The organism is Shinella sp. NM-101 (genome assembly GCF_021401195.1).
Lineage (GTDB): Bacteria > Pseudomonadota > Alphaproteobacteria > Rhizobiales > Rhizobiaceae > Shinella.
In genome coordinates this window covers 1-15,932 of the sequence record NZ_JACBFT010000034.1, presented here as the reverse complement: position 1 = coordinate 15,932, position 15,932 = coordinate 1, and the positions used below count along the sequence as shown (strand labels likewise).

General features: G+C 62.4%; 16 protein-coding genes and 1 pseudogene. 4 read left to right on the top strand and 13 right to left on the bottom strand.

From position 1 onward, the window contains the following. Positions 1 to 254 precede the first annotated feature (254 nt). From L0976_RS28015 to L0976_RS27985, 7 genes are all read right to left on the bottom strand, one after another. Positions 255 to 1,214 (bottom strand): alpha/beta hydrolase, encoded by a 960-nt coding sequence (locus L0976_RS28015; RefSeq protein ID WP_234190589.1) that lies wholly within the window; start codon positions 1,212 to 1,214, stop codon positions 255 to 257. Positions 1,215 to 1,269: 55 nt separating this feature from the next. Further along, entirely contained in the window at positions 1,270 to 2,079 is an 810-nt protein-coding gene (locus tag L0976_RS28010) for a transporter substrate-binding domain-containing protein (protein ID WP_234190587.1), read from the bottom strand. A 169-nt stretch (positions 2,080 to 2,248) separates the two neighbouring features. Next, positions 2,249 to 2,932: an ABC transporter permease gene (locus L0976_RS28005; protein ID WP_234190585.1), complete on the bottom strand. Its 684-nt coding sequence runs from the start codon at positions 2,930 to 2,932 to the stop codon at positions 2,249 to 2,251. A 3-nt stretch (positions 2,933 to 2,935) separates the two neighbouring features. Continuing rightward, a complete protein-coding gene (locus L0976_RS28000) occupies positions 2,936 to 3,628 on the bottom strand; it encodes an ABC transporter permease (RefSeq protein WP_255696275.1) in 693 nt (230 codons plus the stop codon). After that, positions 3,625 to 4,383 carry a transporter substrate-binding domain-containing protein gene (locus L0976_RS27995; protein ID WP_234190581.1) on the bottom strand — a complete coding sequence of 253 codons (759 nt, stop codon included), beginning with the start codon at positions 4,381 to 4,383 and terminating at the stop codon, positions 3,625 to 3,627. The genes L0976_RS28000 and L0976_RS27995 overlap by 4 nt, the downstream gene beginning before the upstream one ends. A gap of 2 nt (positions 4,384 to 4,385) precedes the next feature. Further along, positions 4,386 to 5,204: an ABC transporter ATP-binding protein gene (locus tag L0976_RS27990; RefSeq protein WP_234190579.1), complete on the bottom strand. Its 819-nt coding sequence runs from the start codon at positions 5,202 to 5,204 to the stop codon at positions 4,386 to 4,388. A gap of 92 nt (positions 5,205 to 5,296) precedes the next feature. Beyond that, positions 5,297 to 6,199, bottom strand: coding sequence for a LysR family transcriptional regulator (locus tag L0976_RS27985; RefSeq protein WP_203317691.1), 903 nt, complete (start codon positions 6,197 to 6,199; stop codon positions 5,297 to 5,299). 91 nt (positions 6,200 to 6,290) lie between these two features. Between L0976_RS27985 and L0976_RS27980 the strand changes: the two genes are divergently transcribed. After that, positions 6,291 to 7,397 carry a succinylglutamate desuccinylase/aspartoacylase family protein gene (locus L0976_RS27980; protein ID WP_234190577.1) on the top strand — a complete coding sequence of 369 codons (1,107 nt, stop codon included), beginning with the start codon at positions 6,291 to 6,293 and terminating at the stop codon, positions 7,395 to 7,397. Positions 7,398 to 7,564: 167 nt separating this feature from the next. Here the strand turns inward: L0976_RS27980 and L0976_RS27975 are convergent. From L0976_RS27975 to L0976_RS27960, 3 genes and pseudogenes are all read right to left on the bottom strand, one after another. Beyond that, a pseudogene (locus tag L0976_RS27975) lies at positions 7,565 to 7,651 on the bottom strand (ATP-binding protein); the annotation flags it as partial. 111 nt (positions 7,652 to 7,762) lie between these two features. Further along, positions 7,763 to 9,076 (bottom strand): MFS transporter, encoded by a 1,314-nt coding sequence (locus L0976_RS27965; protein ID WP_234190575.1) that lies wholly within the window; start codon positions 9,074 to 9,076, stop codon positions 7,763 to 7,765. A gap of 141 nt (positions 9,077 to 9,217) precedes the next feature. Then, a complete protein-coding gene (locus tag L0976_RS27960) occupies positions 9,218 to 9,736 on the bottom strand; it encodes a hypothetical protein (protein ID WP_370643887.1) in 519 nt (172 codons plus the stop codon). Between the two features lie 129 nt (positions 9,737 to 9,865). Between L0976_RS27960 and L0976_RS27955 the strand changes: the two genes are divergently transcribed. After that, positions 9,866 to 10,528: a response regulator transcription factor gene (locus L0976_RS27955; RefSeq protein WP_234190573.1), complete on the top strand. Its 663-nt coding sequence runs from the start codon at positions 9,866 to 9,868 to the stop codon at positions 10,526 to 10,528. Then, positions 10,525 to 11,889, top strand: coding sequence for a sensor histidine kinase KdpD (locus L0976_RS27950; RefSeq protein ID WP_234190567.1), 1,365 nt, complete (start codon positions 10,525 to 10,527; stop codon positions 11,887 to 11,889). Before L0976_RS27955 ends, L0976_RS27950 begins: the two co-directional genes overlap by 4 nt. A gap of 26 nt (positions 11,890 to 11,915) precedes the next feature. Here the strand turns inward: L0976_RS27950 and L0976_RS27945 are convergent, their stop codons facing one another. The 3 genes from L0976_RS27945 to L0976_RS27935 are packed head-to-tail and all read right to left on the bottom strand — an operon-like array spanning position 11,916 to position 14,730. Continuing rightward, a complete protein-coding gene (locus L0976_RS27945) occupies positions 11,916 to 12,677 on the bottom strand; it encodes an ABC transporter ATP-binding protein (RefSeq protein WP_203317686.1) in 762 nt (253 codons plus the stop codon). After that, positions 12,674 to 13,714 carry an iron ABC transporter permease gene (locus L0976_RS27940; RefSeq protein WP_203317685.1) on the bottom strand — a complete coding sequence of 347 codons (1,041 nt, stop codon included), beginning with the start codon at positions 13,712 to 13,714 and terminating at the stop codon, positions 12,674 to 12,676. The genes L0976_RS27945 and L0976_RS27940 overlap by 4 nt, the downstream gene beginning before the upstream one ends. Beyond that, on the bottom strand, positions 13,711 to 14,730 hold the full coding sequence (locus tag L0976_RS27935) for an ABC transporter substrate-binding protein (protein ID WP_370643886.1): 1,020 nt from the start codon (positions 14,728 to 14,730) through the stop codon (positions 13,711 to 13,713). Before L0976_RS27935 ends, L0976_RS27940 begins: the two co-directional genes overlap by 4 nt. 544 nt (positions 14,731 to 15,274) lie before the next feature. Here L0976_RS27935 and L0976_RS27930 point away from each other — a divergent pair. Then, positions 15,275 to 15,496: a hypothetical protein gene (locus L0976_RS27930; protein WP_234190563.1), complete on the top strand. Its 222-nt coding sequence runs from the start codon at positions 15,275 to 15,277 to the stop codon at positions 15,494 to 15,496. The last annotated feature ends 436 nt before the right edge of the window (positions 15,497 to 15,932 follow it).

The following is a 15,932-nucleotide window of genomic DNA, read 5'->3' as shown; positions in this document are numbered from 1 at the left end:
ATCAGACAGCGCCGCTTGAACCATCACGCCAAAGCGGCTTAAATCAACCCGCAAACCGAGCCGGAAACTCCGCTCTTCCAAAGCCCGAAAAGTCTCAGTTCATTTGACGACGGACAGGCCTCCGTGGACCAGACAACGAACATGCCATCCACCAAGCCCTGTCTCAGTCTTGCGTAGGAAGGACCGGCACCCTGGTCGCGCACCACCTCCAGACGATTGCTGGCTCCGACCAGATCGTCACGCTGAATAGTGTGCTATCCGAAGGCACGCAGATGCAGTGCGATCATTGCATTTGCGGTATCCGCGGCCGCAAGTTTTGCTCCCATATTCACGAAGCCATGTATCTGTCCCGGAAAATATGCATGCGTCGCGACGACATCCTCGGCTAGGAGCCGCTCAGCGAACGCACAGCCTTCGTCACGCAAGGGATCCACTCCAGCGGTAATCAGCAGGGTTGGAGGCAACCCTGCAACGCTGGGTGCGTAGAGGGGCGAAACTCGCCAGTCGCGTCGGTCGATTCCGATCGGAAGGTAGTGGTTCTGGAACATCCGCATGGATTGGCGTTCAAGGGGACTGCCACGGGGAATCCGGTCATAGGATCGAGCTTCCAGCGCGCAATCGAGATTCGGATAGATCAGGACGACGGCCTTGAGGTTGCCATCATCACGATGCTCCAGCGCCAGCACTGCGGCCAGATTGCCGCCGGCGCTGTCCCCTCCGACTGAGCCATGCTGGGGATCAAGGCCGAATTGCGAGGCTCGCGCGCAAATGTCTGCCAAGGCAAGGCGTGCATCCTCCAGCGCTGCAGGAAACGGGTGCTCCGGCGCGAGCCGATAATCGAGTGCCACGACGACGGTTCCAGATTCCGCTGCAATGCGCCGGCAGAGTACGTCATGACTATCGAGCCCTCCCATGACCCAACCACCTCCATGGAGATAGAGCATCCAGGGCAGCCGCTCATTCTCGGTTCCGCTTGGATAGTAAAGACGCATGAAGAGAGGAAACGTGCTGCCCGCAACCCTCACGTCCGCAACACGAGCCATGTCCGGCGGTACAGGCTGCAATAGTGGAAAGCGCTGGCGATAAGCGTCTCGAATTTGTTCGGGCGACATTTCGCTATAGGGCGGCGCAGGTTGTTCGCGCGCTGCTTCCACCAGCAGTCTCGCCTGCGGATCGAGCCGCTCCAGATCGTCAGCGGAACCGTGCTCACGCATGATATTCTCTCCCGTTCCAAGGCCGAGCGCCACAAAGGGCGCCCGGCTTCAGGTTTCAGCGATAGACACCAGGAAGGGTCAGGTTGGCGGGCTCTCCGTCACCGACCCATTTCTTATAGAGTTCGGCGTAACGTCCGGTACGAACCTGCTGGTTCACGAAGAGGTTCAGGTAGTTGATCAAGCCGTATTCCTCGCGCAGGGTGAAGAGCGCGACATAGTCCGGCACCATGGGCGCCTTTCCGACGATCTTCAGCCCCGGATACTTGCCGCTCTTCAATGTGGAATTTGCCACCTCGATCGCCGAGATCGTCACGTCGATCTGCCCCTGGGTCAGCGCGAGCAGGACATCGGCCTGGGTCTGGTAGGGCCGCAAGCTTCCCACGCCCCATTCCTTGACCTTTGCTTCGAGCCAGATCGCCTCGTAGGTGCCGGCGGTGGCGCCGATGGTCTTGCCCTTCATGCCCTCCCAGTCTGCGATATCGACTGATGTGTTCGCGATCACCGCATTTTCAAATGCATAGTAGGGGATCGACATGCCCACCGTCTTCGCGCGCTCCAGCGTGTCGGACGTCGAGGCGACGCCGATATCGATCCTTCCGGTCATCAGCGCGGGAATGCGTTCGGGGAACGGCGTCTCGACGATTTCCGCGGCGACGCCCAGCGCCTTGGCGAGGTCGTTGCAGTAATCCACGTCGAACCCGACGGGGGTGTTGTCCTGTTCGCGCATCCCCATGGGTGGGAAATCCAGCGTCACGCCGCAGCGCAGCGTGCCGGAGGCGATGATATCGTCCAGCTTGTCGGCATGGGCAGCATTTATCGGAAGCAGGCCGGCCAGAAGAGACAGGCCGATGGCAAAGACTTTCATTTTATCCTCCTTGGGTATGTTCACTCTCCGCCGGTACGCCGCACGGGATGTCACCGGTCGTTCTCCCGGGATGGCCCGGGATATCGGCCTCCGCCGGGGCCGGACGCATCAGTTCAGCGTTCGGCCTTGGGCGAAGGAGGAATCTGGTTGGATGGGTTTGTGTGAATCGCTACGGCGACGACTGCGCGAGCCATTTCCGCTCGACCGCCTTGAAGGCGCCGGCAATCAGGAAGGTCAGGGCGAGATAAAGGGCGGCCGCGGTCAAAAGACCTTCATAGGCGAGATAATATTTGCCATTCAGCAGGCGCCCCGCGCCGAGGATATCCTGGATCGTGATGACGCTGGCGACCGTCGAGCCGTGCAGCATCAGGATCACCTCGTTGCCGTATTGCGGAAGCGCCCGTCGAAACGCGCCGGGAACCACGATGCGGCGCAGCACCTGCAGGCGCGTCATGCCGATGGCCTCGGCTGCCTCGACCTCCCCCTTCGAAACCGCCTCCAGAGCGCCGCGCAGGATCTCCGCCGTGTAGGCCGCCGTGTTCAGCGAGAAGGCGATGAGCGCGCAGTTGAAGGGATTGCGCAGCCACGGCCACAGCACGCTCTCGCGCACGGCATCGAACTGCGCCAGCCCGTAGTAGACGAGATAGGTCTGCACAAGCATGGGCGTGCCGCGGAAAACGAAGACATAGGCCCTCAGGAGCCCGTCGAGATAGGGAACGCGCCGCGTCCGCAGCACCGCGACGGGCAACGCGATCAACATGCCGATCGCCAGTGACATGACGGTCAGCTTCAAGGTCATGAGCGTGCCGGCCAGGAAGAGATCGGCATGTCTGGCAACCAGATCGAACCGCATCGCTCAGGCCCTCGCCGGATAGCGGCGCTCGAGCCGCCGCAGGTACGCGCCCGACACCGCCGTCAGCGCCAGGAAGAACACGATCACGGCCAGCATGAAGACGAACGGCTCGCGCGTGGCCTTGCCCGCCTTGTCGGCAATCCCCACCATGTCCTGCAATCCGACGATGGAGATGATCGCCGTGGACTTCAAAAGCACGAGCCAGGTGTTGCTGAATCCGGGCAGGGCGAGCGGTAGCATCTGCGGAAAGATCACCAGCCTCAGGATCCGGCGCGGCGGAAGGCCGAGTGCCTGCGCAGCCTCCGTCTGGCCGCGCGGAACGGACAGGAACGCGCCGCGAAACGTCTCCGTCAGGAATGCGCCGAAGATGAAGCCGAGGGTCAGGACGCCGATGGCGAAGGGGCTGACGGAAATCCGGGCGTATCCGAAAGCCGACAGCACGCCGTTGATCGCCCGCTCGCCGCCGAAGAACAGCAGCAGCATGATCACGAGATCGGGCACGCCGCGCGCGAGGGTCGTATAAGCGCCAACGAGGAAGCGGGCGACGAAGCCGCCCCGCAAGGCAAGAACTGCAAGGACGAGGCCCACGGCGCTGGCCAGCGCCATGGAAAGCAGGGCGACCGCAAGCGTCAATCCCATGCCACCGATCAGTATCGGGCCGAAGGCAACAAGCTTCTCCAACGCCGTACCGATCATTCGCCGTATTGATCGGTCGAGAAATACCTGTCGTTGATCTCCCGGTATTTTCCGTTCGCACGGATGGTCCTGATGGCCGCATTGAGCGTTTGGCGCAACGCCTCATTACCGGGGCGCAGGGCAATGCCCACGCCCTTGCCGAAATACTTCTCCTCGACATGCGGCCGGCCGAAGAAGGCGAAGCCTTCGCCCTGCGGCGTCTTGAGGAAGGCCGTCTCGCCGGTGCCCGCATCCACGAAGGCCGCGTCGACACGCCCGGCCTGAAGGTCGAGGTAGATTTCCTCCTCGGAGCCGTAGAGCCCCAGTTCGACATCCGGATACTCGCCGGCGAGGAAATCGTGCGCCACCGTCCCGCGCTGCACGCCCACGCGTTTTCCGGCGAGCCCCCCGGCATTCTCGCTGAGCCCGGCATCGGCCCTGGCGATGAACATGTTCGGGGTCTGCATGTACTTGTCGGTGAAGGCCACGACCTGCGCCCGTTCGGGCGTGATGGACATGGAGGCGATGATGGCGTCGCACTTGCCTTCCAGCAGCGACGGGATCATCGCGTCCCAGTCGGTTTTCACGAGAGGGCAGGTCATGCCGGCAACCGCGCAGAGCGCGTCGGTCATGTCGATGTCCATGCCGACGATCTCGCCCTTCTCGTTCATCATCGACATGGGCGGATAGGCGCCCTCGACGCAGACCTTCATCTCCGCCGCCTGCACAAGTGTCGCCGTGCTCACCAGGAAAGCCGCGGCCAGTCTCAATCTCATCCTCATCTCCCCCATCGATCGCTACCGGCTTGGCCCGCAAGGCGCGCTCCGGTCAGGAATTGTCGAAGCCGCTGCGAGCGCGGCGCGCCGAATATCTGCGCGGGCGGCCCGGCTTCCTCCACCCGGCCCTCGTGCAGGAAGACCACACGCGTGGACACGTCGCGTGCAAATGCCATCTCGTGCGTCACCAGCAGCATGGTCCTGCCTTCCTTCGCAAGGTCCCGGATCACCGCAAGCACCTCCACCACGAGTTCGGGATCGAGGGCGCTGGTCGGCTCATCGAAGAGCAGCACCTCCGGCTCCATGGCCAGGGCGCGGGCGATCGCGACGCGCTGCTGCTGGCCGCCCGAAAGCCGGCCCGGATAGGCATCTTCCCGTCCCCGCATCCCGACACGCTCCAGCAGCCGGCGCGCCAGCGGCACCGCCACTTCCGGCGAGAGCCGGCGCACCAGGACGGGGCCTTCGATGACGTTTTCCAGGACGGTCATGTGCGGCCAGAGATTGAAGCCCTGCGAAACGAAGCCGAGCTTGGCGCGCAGCCGCCGCAACTGGTCGAGATCGCGCGCGACCCGGCGTCCCTTGCGTTCGACGAGATCGAGCTCTTCGCCGGCAATGTTCACCTCACCCGCATCGCTGGTCTCGAGCTGGTTTATACAGCGCAGAACCGTGGACTTGCCCGAGCCGGACGCGCCGATCAGCGCGATCACGTCGCCCTTGTTCGCCTCCAGCGAGACCCCGCGCAACACCTCGAGCGCGCCGTAGCGCTTGTGCAGGCCGCGCACGGAAAGACGGAGCTTGGACGCGGTTGTCGAGGCCGTCATGCAAGTCCCTCCTCTCCGCAAGACCATCGCCAGCACTTTCGCAAAAGCCTAGCACCGGCGGGAGATTTACTGACATGAGAAATGACAAGTATCTATGAGCGCAGTTCATGCGTCTTCTCACGCGCCGTCCGGCGCAGCCAGGTGACGAGCTGGCGGATGTCCGGCTCCTTGCGCCGCTCGTATTTCAGATGCAGGTCATAGCTGAGGCCCGTCGGCATGGGCTTTCCCGCAAGGCGGCAAAGCTCGCCCCGCGCGAGAGCAGGCGCTGCCAGAAAATCGGGGATGAGAGCCGCGCCCATCCCGGCGCGCGCCATCTCGAGCGCGAGCAGGTAGTGCGAACAGCATTGCCACGGCCCGCGGCGAAGGACCTGCAGGGACAGGCCGTTCAGCGCCGCGAAGCTTTCCCAGTCGACCCCGGTGGCCACGGGGTCCGTCTCGGACGTGATCAGTGGAAGGCCCTCGCGATAGCCGTTCGCGAAGCCCGTTTGCGCCACCGGCAGCAGCACCTCGTCGAAGAGCCGCACCGACCAGTAGCCGCGCCGCGGCGTCTCCGAGGTGATGAACACATCGGCCAGCCGATCGCTGATTTCGGGAGGGTCCGACATCATGACGAGACGCAGGTCAATATCGGGATGGGCGGCGGCAAAACCGGGCAAGGCTGCGATCAGCCAGCCTGCGGAGAAGGACGGATACATCGCCAGCCGCACCGTGCGCCGGTTGAGGCCGATGGTCGAAGCGGCCGAGCGCTCGATCAGGTCGAGTGCATCGTCCAGCGCTTCGGCGAGCCGCGCCCCGGCCTCCGTCAGGCTGATGCGGCGACCCTGGCGCTCGATCAACTCTTCGCCGAGATATTCCGCAAGATGCCGCAACTGGTGGCTAACCGCGCTCTGCGTTATCCCGAGCTCCACGGCCGCCTGCGTCACCGACAGGTGGCGGGCGACGGCTTCGAAGACCTGGAAGCCACGCAGGTTCAATATCAGGCGTCGCTTGACCATGCATGATCCTCATTCATCTTACGCGAGACAAACTCATTTCCGCCGGCCGCGTCAAGCGACTAGTCTCCATGCTCGCACGGGAGAGTTGAAGATGGACATCGAAACCATTTCCCTCGGGCCCGGCCCGACGGATGGAAGCCACCATGTGACAGTCTACCGCTTCGGCCGGCGGGGCGCACGGCCGCGCGTCTATATCCAGGGAGGGCTTCATGCGGACGAAGCGCCGGGAATGCTGGTGGGGTTCGCGCTCCGCGATCAGCTTCAACGGCTGGAGGCGGACGGCGCGGTCGTCGGAGAAATCCTGCTCGTGCCCGCCGCCAATCCGATCGGCCTCGCCCAGGATCCGGCCGGTAGCGGCTCCGGGCGCTTCGATGCCACGTCCGGTCAGAATTTCAATCGCAACTTCTCCGACGCAGCACGGCTGGCGCTCGCGCGCGACGCCAGCCCGCCGGAGGGCGACGTTGTGGCGGACCTGCGGGCACGCATGCTTGCCGCGCTCGACGGGCTCACACCGGCGAGCCGGCTGGAGGCACTGCAGTCGGCCTTGCTCAAGCTGGCGATCGGCGCTGACATCGTCATCGACATGCACTGCGATTCGGAGGCGGTGACGCATCTCTACTGTCACAGCGAGCACGTCGAACAGGCCGCCGCGCTGGCGCAGGCCGTGGGTGCCGGCGTGGTCCTCCATGCGCCGCTGCAGGGCGGGGCGTCGTTCGACGAGGCCTGCAGTCTTCCGTGGATAGCGTTCCGTGATCGGTGGCCAGCCAAGCAGGTGCCGCTCGCGTGCTTCTCCGTCACGCTCGAATGGCGCGGCATGCTGGATACTGACGCGGCAATGGCGGAAAACGATGCGATGGCGCTTCTCGTGTGGCTCGCCGGCCGAGGTGTCCTGACGGCGCCGAGACCCACGACAAGGCACGATCCGGCCGCCGTCACGCCGCTGGCCGGCGTGGAGGTCGTCACCGCCCCCCATCCTGGCCTGTTCCTCGCCGCAGTGCCTCCGGGAACGCCGGTCACCGTCGGAACGCTGCTCGGGCGTCTGCGCTGCCTGCCGGGGGGCAACGAGGTCGACATTTTCGCTGGCGTCGACGGCACTCTTTATGCACGCGAGCAGGCCCGAATTGTACCTGCGGGTGCCGAGCTTTTCTTCATCGCCGGGAAGACCTCGATCCGGACCGGCATGCTGCTGTCCGCGTGATGTGAGCGGTTTCGCTCACGTTCTCGAACGGCTTGCTCGGTCACCTGTCGCTGAGGACCTGGCATGGCAATGATTTGATCGCTGAAGGGGAGCGTCGATTGATTGCGACTGAGAACCGACCCGGCGTCTCCACCGAGAATTGGCCCGCCTCTTAGGTAGCCGTGCGCCGAGTTGTTCTTGAAGCGGAAGCTGTCGTTTCCGGCTTCAAGGATACGGGAATGATGGGTCAGCCGATCCAGCAGCGCAGTGGTCATATTGGTGACAAGACGCTGACCCATTGAATGAAGCTGAAGGTTCAGCACCTTCCTCCTAGCCGGAACGCCTGATTTCAGCGCCATGTCAATCGCCGACAGGACGCCTGTTCATCAGGCTGAAGGACGCGCGTCAGGATACCGGCCATCTCCCGGTCGCCGCCCGGCTTCTTCAGCAGGCGTTTCGACCCTGTAAGGCGAGTCCTGACTATCATTCGCCCCGGCTGGCGCAATGCTTTTATGCCCGGCAACGAACGCCGCAAGTGCAATCGCCGCGACCCCGCCATGCACCCAGTAGGCAAGGCAATAGCCGCCCATGTCAGTCAGCCACCCGGCGACGACATTGCTGAGCGATGCCCCTATCCCCTGAACTGTCATCACCGCGGCGAGGCCGACATTGAACCGGCCTGTTCCCGACAGGATCCGTTCCGCCGCGATCGGCGTTGCAATTCCAATCAGCCCTGCCCCGATCCCATCGAGTATCTGCACCGGGAAGATGGAGGCATAGGAGGTGAAGGAGCCAGCGATCGCACCGCGGATCGGCAACGCCAGCAGCGCGACGACGAACACGCTCGCCAGTCCGAAACGCCGTATCAGATAGGGGGCGGCCAGGGCCATCGCGATCATCGACAGTTGCGCCACACCCGTGATGATCGCCGTCGTGCGGAATGGCGTGCCGAGCTGGAGCGAAAAATTCTGGGCGATCAGGCGGCCGATCGGCGCGTTGCCAAAGTGGAAGATCATCAGCATGACGGCAAGGAGGATCAATCCCTTGCTCCCGGCAAGGACAGAATAACCCGAGGGGCCGGGCGTGCCATCGTCATGGCCAAGGCCTCTTGCCACCGCGTGGTCGATCCGTCGAGGGTCGATCACCAGCACGGCGACAATCGCCGCGGCGGCCGTCAGGATCATCAGCGCGACAATTCCGCTGAGGCCAAACATCATGGTCGCAAGGTATATGCCGGCGAGTGAAACGACATTACCGAGATGATTCCAGAACTCGTTTCGCGAGACCTGATCGGGAAACCCGCGCTCACCGACCAGACCAAGGGTCAACCCCATAAGTGCCGGCCCTATGACGGCCCCGACGATCGCTGTCGCGGATTGTCCGCCGAAAACCGAGGCGTTATCCGGGCTGGCAAGGGTCCAAAGCGCCGCAGCCGTGATCAGCACTACGGGTATGATGATCAGCATGCGCTTGTGCCGCGATGCATCGACCCAGGCTCCGAACAGCGGGGTCGCGATCATGCCGAGCAGACCGCCCAATGTCGCGATGAAGCCAAGCGTCATCGGCGACCATCCCTTGGTCGCGAGAAATCCATCCAGAAAAGGACCAAGGCCATCGCGGGCATCAGCAAGGAAGAAGTTGAGGACGGCCAGAGCGACCAACGACCGATCGGAAAGGCCCCTTGACGGGAGAGATTGCATGCGGGCGTCCTCGTTTGATTGAGCGACTGCTGAACTGGGCGCTGGTAATGATGCGCCGGGCTTGTTGGTTCCCGACGCATCACCGCTATTTCGGACAGAAAGCTGCGGAGTAGAAACGAAGGCGGCAAAATGCCGGGTGCGCTACGGCGTCACATGCGGCAGCATCTCTTCCAGCGGCCCGCGCCGATGCGGCGGGCCAACGGCCGGGCCGAGCGCTTCGATGCTGCCGTCCTGGCGGACGATGTAACTCGCGTGGAGGAAGCCGTCCTCAAATCGGCCTTGAACGCTCACCGTCTCGTCGGCGGTCACCGTTTTTGCGTTGATGCCGGAAGGGCCGGTTTCGACGAGCGCTCGGCCGCTATCGTCCTGGACGATGAACTTGTTGCCGAAAACTTCTGTGACCTTGCCTTTAACTGTGACGAGCGAGGAATCCGTCATGGCCGAGATGGCGACGGGTGTCATCGGCGCAAGCTCGAGGCTTGGCCTTGTGAGCTTCATCGCCCCGGCGCCGGCCGCCGCTCCTAGCGCGAGGACCACTATAGCCAGAACTCCGAAGGTCGCCGCCCTTCTTTCGCGGTTCTTGTGCGGTGGGACCGACAGGTCCGGTTTCGCGGCGGTCTCATGCGGCTTCATAGCGCCATTGTCTTCCAAAACTGACATCGTCATCTCCTTTTGTTGAGTGGAGAGGGTTTTATCAGGCACCTGCCACCGCTACCCTGAACGTCGCGGTTCAGGTTGAGTTAAGCTTCCTGCGCATAGACGTCAGGCATAGCCGTGGATGGATCAGACATGCGTGTGCTTCTCGTCGAAGACGATTCCGACCTTTCAAAGCGGATAGCAGCAAGCCTTAAAGCCGAGAGCTTTGTGGTCGACATCGCCCGGAATGGCGAGGACGCCAAGCATCTGGGGCTGACCGAACTCTATGATGCGGCTATCCTCGACCTCGGGCTGCCGAAGATGGACGGTGTCACGGTTCTAAAATCGTGGCGGTCTGCCGAGCGTAATTTACCGGTCCTTGTTCTGACGGCGCGGGACGGCTGGCCGGACAAGGTCGAAAGCTTCAAGGCCGGCGCGGATGATTTCCTGACCAAGCCTTTCAAGGTCGAGGAACTGGTGCTGCGCCTGCGCGCGCTCGTGCGCCGCTCGAACGGGCATGCCGCCTCGAGGATTACCTGCGGTCCGCTGGTCTTCGACGCACAGCTCGGCACCTTCGACTACGATGGTTTACCGTTGAAGCTGACGGCTCTGGAATGGCGCGTACTCTCGTGCCTCATTCTCCGAAAGGAGGTCGTCGTTGAACGGCGTGAGCTGATCGAGCGCGTTTATGACGGGGATGCGGACGTCGATTCGAATTCCATCGAAGTCATTGTCGCGCGGCTTCGCCGAAAGATCGGTGCGGAGCGCATCGAGACCGTTCGCGGCCGGGGCTACATGTTGACGGCCGCGTCATGACGCCTGTCCCGGACAATCGCCAGCCTTCGATATCGAGACGGTTGACTACCTTTTCGGTCGTATTCGTCAGCGCGACCATGCTCGTGGCGGCGGTTATTCTTTATCTCATTGTCGCATCCGTCGTTCGTGAGCAGATCGACCAGCGGCTCGATACCCAAATTGAGGGTTTGCGTGGCGCGCTGTCTGCCGGCGCAAACGGCAATGCCGTGCTCAATGCGTCAATGGATGGCCCGCCGTTCGATCGACAAGGATCCGGGTGGTACTGGCAGGTCCTGGGCGGCGGCGTCGAAATCACCTCTCGCTCGCTTGCGGGCGCAACGATTGACAATCCGCCACCTCCTTTCGACTGGCGACACACCCTGGGCGGGGAGCCGCAAACGCTCGATAAAACCGCCTTTCATGGCGAGACGTTGTATTCGCGGACTGCAAAGGCAATCGTCGGCGAAAAAACCGTCGATATCACCGTTACGGCACCTCGCTCGGCGCTCGTCGCGCCCGCCCGCCGCGCATTGATGTGGCTCATCCCCGTCATGACGCTTCTGGGTGCCAGCCTTGTCGCCGGGATTTTCTGGCAGGTGCGGTATGGCCTGTACCCGCTTGGCCAATTGGCGGCCGATCTCTCGGCTATCTCCGCCGGCACCCGCGACAGGGTGTCCGGTGCCAAGGTGGTGGAGCTCAAACCGGTCACTCGTCAAATCAATCGACTGATCGAACAGAACGCGGAGCGGCTGGCGCAAACGCGCCTGCATTTCGCAAATCTCGCACACGCCCTCAAAACACCCGTTGCAAGCCTTTCCATGGCGCTGGACCCTGCCAATGACCCCGATGGCGAGCTTCGCGCGCTGGTCGATCGGATCGACCAGCGCATTCGCTATCATTTGTCTCGCGCACGCAAAATCGCATCGGGCGGCATCAACGCCGCCACGCCGATCAAGCCGCGGGTCGACGACCTCCTGCTGGTCATGTCCCGGGTCCATGCCGATCGTGGTATCAAGGCCAAGGCCGATATTCCGATCGACTTCAAGGTCGCCTGCGCCGCCGAGGATATCGACGAAATCCTCGGCAACCTGATCGACAACGCGTTCAAATGGGCGCGCAGCAACGTCGATATCTCGGCGCGAAAGGACGGTGCCGATATCGCCATCACGATCGCAGACGACGGACAGGGCATCGCGGACACCAACGTTGCGGAGGCGTTTCTTCCCGGAAAACGTCTGGACGAAACAGTCCCCGGTGACGGCTTCGGTCTGACCATCGTCAAGGAACTGGTCGAGCTTTACGGCGGCGAGATCAAGCTGTTGCCGTCGGAGAACGGCGGAACCGTATGGTCACTCATCTTGCCGAATGCCACAGGCCGATAGTTCAGCTGAGGTTTGGCCCGCGGTGCTTAGCGCAAATAGTGGATATGCGGTCGCTGGTGATAAGCCGATGTCTCCACGCGCGCCTCGACGGAAAACACATCCTTCAGCAGATCCCGGGTCAGCACGGCTTCGGGCGTGCCGGACGCAACGACCTTGCCCTGCTGCAGGATGATCAGGCGGTCACAGAACATGGCGGCGTGGTTGAGGTCGTGCAGCGCGATGATGCTGGTGATGGAAAGGCCAGAAACCAGCTTCAGGAGGCCGATCTGATGCTGGACGTCGAGATGGTTGGTCGGCTCGTCGAGGATCAGTTCCTTCGGCGTCTGCGCCAACGCCCGGGCGATATGCGCCCGCTGCTTTTCGCCGCCCGAAAGGCTCTGCCAGCGGTCGTCGCGCTTGACGTCCAACCCGACGCGCTCGAGCGCGGCATCCACCGCGCGCTCGTCCGCCTCCGTCCAGCCGGAAAACATAGAGCGGTGCGGAAAGCGCCCGAGCTTGACCACATCGACGACCCGAAGGTTGGCATTGGTCGTGGCGTGCTGCTCGACGAAGGCAACGCGCTGCGCCACCCGTCGGCGGCCGATCGAGCGAATATCCTTGTGGTCGAGCGCGATGCGGCCGGAATGCGGTTGCTTCAGTCCCGCCAGCAGCCGCAGCAGCGAGGTCTTTCCGGAACCGTTCGGCCCGAGCAGCCCAAGCATCCTGCCCGGCTCGGTCTCGAAAGAGACACCGTCGATGATGGTCTTCCTGCCGATTTTCCAGATGAGATCTTCTGCCCTGAAACTCATGACGCCCGCTGAAACCGATAGAGGATGACAGAGAAGAAGGGCACGCCCACCAGGGCCGTCACGACGCCGATCGGCAGGACCTGCTGGGGAACGAGCGCCCGCGAGGCGATATCCGCCAGCACCATGAAGATCGCCCCGCCGATGGCGCAGGCCGGCAACAGACGGATATGCAGCGGGCCGACGACGAAGCGTGCCGCATGCGGTACGACGAGCCCGACGAAGCCGATCGAGCCAACCATGCTGACGATGGTCGCCGTCATCATCGCGGTCAGCGCGAAAAGCACGATCCGTGTGCGCCCGACATCGACGCCGAGCGCGGTGGCCGCTTCATCGCCGAAGGCGAAGGCATCGAGCACCCGCGCGTAACAAAGACAGGCGATGAGCCCCAGTCCGACCACCACCGAAACCAGCATGAATTCCGGCCAGCGAACGCCGCCGAAACTGCCGAGCAGCCAGAACATCACGTCGCGCGCCTGCTGGGCATTGCCCGAGGTGGTCACGATATAGGATGTGGCGGCGTTGAAGAGCTGCGAGGCAGCGACGCCGGCAAGGATCGTGCGGTCGGCCCCGCCGCGCGTGCCGTTCGACAGCAGCGCGACGAAGAAGAACGCGGTGAACGCACCGGCGAAAGCGCCGGCTGACAGCGAGACCGCGCCGCTGCCAATGCCGAGGATGACGATCGCGACCGCTCCGGTAGATGCGCCGGCCGAGATGCCGAGCACGTAGGGCTCGGCGAGCGGATTGCGCAGCAGCGACTGCATGATCGCCCCGCAGAGCGCAAGACCCGCGCCGCAGAAGGCCGCGACAAGCGCCCGGCTGAGGCGATACTCCCAGATCACCGTCTCATGCATGCGGTTGAGCTCGACTGAAGTCCAGCCGAGCCGGTTGGTGATCGTCGTAAAGGTCGTCGAAAGCGGGATCGGCAAATCGCCGATCCCCACGCTGACTCCGACGGCAAGCGCGATGGCCACGAGCGAGGCCAGCAGCAGGGCGGCGAAGACGAGAAACTGCCGGAGAGAACGGCTCGTTGCGATCACTTCAGCAGGCCGAGCGTCTTCAGCTGCTCGGCCACCTGCTCGGCGCCATAGATGGTGCGGATCGTCGGGTTCATCGCCTGGCCGTCCATCACCACAATCGCCTTGTTCTTGACGGCCGAAAGCTGGCTGACGGCGGGATCCGTCGTAAGGAAGGCGATCTTGGCCTCCGGTTTGTCGAGTTCCCAGCGGTTGCGGTCAAGACTGGCGACGACAATCACGTCCGGATTGGCGGCGATGATGCTTTCCCAGCCGAGCGTCGGCCACTCGGCTTCCGCGGTGATCGCATTATGCCCGCCAAGCATGTCGGCTATGAAGCCTGACGCGCTGTTCTTGCCGCCGACATAGGCGTCAGCCGATGGCGATGGGCTGGAGAACCAGAAGACATAGGATAGCGTCTTGCCATCGGCCGGAACGCTCGCGCGAAGCGTCGCCTCGCGCGCCTTGAAATCGGCGATCAAGGCATGGCCGCGGTCGGCAACGTCGAATATCTGGGAGAGCTCGTCGATCTCCTTATAGAGGAGGTCCATGTTCCACAGCGCGGAACGGCTGCCGTAGGCATCCTTGACCTCCTTGGTGCTGAGGCAGGTGCTGGGCGACAGATAGGACGGGACGCCGACCTTCTCGAAATCCTCGCGCTTGGCGACTTTGCTGTCCGGCCCGAGCAGCGTGGGCAATGCGGCGGCGACGAAATCGGGATTCTCGGCCAGAATCGATTCGAAGGTTGGGAACTCGACCGTCAGCAGCTTGACCTTGGCGTTCGCCTCGGCCAGCTGCGGCAGCACCTTGCTCGGCCAGAAGGCCGTACCCGCCATCTTGTCCTGAAGGCCGAGCAGCAGAAGGATTTCCGCGCTGTTCTGGCCAAGGCCGATCGCCCGCTCCGGCGCCTTCTCGAACGTGACCTGCACGCCGCAGTTTTCGAGCGTCAGCGGATAACGCGTCGGGCCGGCAAACGTCGGCGTCGCCGCAAATCCAAGAGTGGCGATGAGGCCGGTAACGGCGAAAATTGATCTGATCATGGAATGAGGCATAGTGGGCCGAGCAGTTGATGAACACGGCGGTGTATAGTCCAGAGAGGCAGCACAAACAAGACGGAAATACTCATGTTATAGGCATACCAAATTTCGTCATCCTGCTGCCTCGCAGAGGCCCGGCAGCAATGCAACGCCGCAGTAGCGCGTGTCGACCGTGTCCTTGGCAACATAGACCGCTCTTCAGTTCCGCATAGCGTTCCAGCACGGCGAGCGAATTCTCGAGACCGAAGCCGAACCGCCTGAAGCCGCCAAACGGGATTTCCACGGGCAGAGGGCATCATCCTGACGCCTGTTGAGGGCAAGGTTGAGATCGACGTTCGCGGCGATCTCGGAGGCATTCTTGCAATTGCCACACAAACGTTAAAAAGCCCCGAGACATTTCTGTCATCGGGGCTTTTGCATTGCTCTGGTTGCGGGGGCTGACAACCGCTGTAATCGAACGGCCCTGAGATGTTTCGTCTGAGTACACACAAGCGCTGGAATGCGCCAACAAGTAACCGAATTCTATAATAAGGTGGATTTTATAACGATGACCGCAAAAAACACGACACTCACTCTCGAACATATCGAAGACGCCGAACTGGTCGCATGGATGAGAGAGCAACTGGCACGAATAAAAGGCTTCCTGATCGATCACGAAGCTAATGAAGAAATGATATCAGCTATCGACCAAGCGATTGAGGACAATGAGAATTGGTCTGATCCCGAAAACCACGATTTCCTCAATAACACGTCCTCTGGCTCTTGTTAAAATGCGCCTCATGCGCGCATCGAAATTCGGCCGCCATAAGCCCTAATAAGCTGGACATGGCTACCATCGTTCAGGTCAGGTACGCCCGTGTCTTTCGTGATCCATGCGAAAGACCCTTCGCGTCTAAGAAGCCACATCCCACTGCTGCCCTCACCGTCGCTAATCATGATTTCACCCTCGGGCAACTTTACCGACGAGGGAAAGCGCAACGTCCGATCCACAGCGGAAAAGACACCGTATCCAAGATGTTCCTGTAAAACTTCAAGCTGACCATCGATTTCAACGGCCTCCACGCCAACTGGTGATCGGTAAACCGTAAGCGGTGTTCTCAGACCATGGCCTTGAGGATCGGCTTCTCGGCATAAGCCCAGGGCATAAGGTCATCGATCCGGCCGTTGGGATGGCCGTTGACGACCCTCGTGATCACGTCGGTAAG